The 352-nt window shown below is 71.6% G+C and carries 1 protein-coding gene; it reads left to right on the top strand.

What is annotated here, in order from left to right:
* Positions 1-352 (top strand): transposase (locus ACTSKS_RS11055; protein WP_442927562.1); only part of this gene is annotated, 352 nt, incomplete at both ends.

The raw sequence follows: 352 nt of genomic DNA, 5'->3' as shown, positions 1-352 counted from the left end.
CGCGCAGATCGACGCGGGCGGCGTCGAGCTCACCGGTGACGGCGGGTTCGTGCCCGCGCTGGTCAAGGCCGCGCTCGAGCGGGGCCTGCAGGCCGAGCTGACCAGCCATCTGGGCTACGAGAAGGGCTCGAGCGAGGCGCCGAAGCACGCCAACTCCCGCAACGGGACCACCCCGAAGACCGTGGAGTCCGAGGTCGGGCCGATCGAGCTGGACGTCCCGCGAGACCGGGGCGGGTCGTTCACCCCGCGCCTGGTGCCCAAGGGCCAGCGGCGCCTCGGGGGCCTGGATGACATGATCATCAGCCTCTATGCCGGCGGAATGACGATCCGGGACATCCAGCACCACCTGGCC

It is taken from the genome of Micrococcus sp. TCR-5 (assembly GCF_052220525.1).
Lineage (GTDB): Bacteria > Actinomycetota > Actinomycetes > Actinomycetales > Micrococcaceae > Micrococcus > Micrococcus luteus.
The sequence above is the reverse complement of the archived record's forward strand: the minus strand, read 5'-3'. Positions and strand labels throughout refer to the sequence as shown.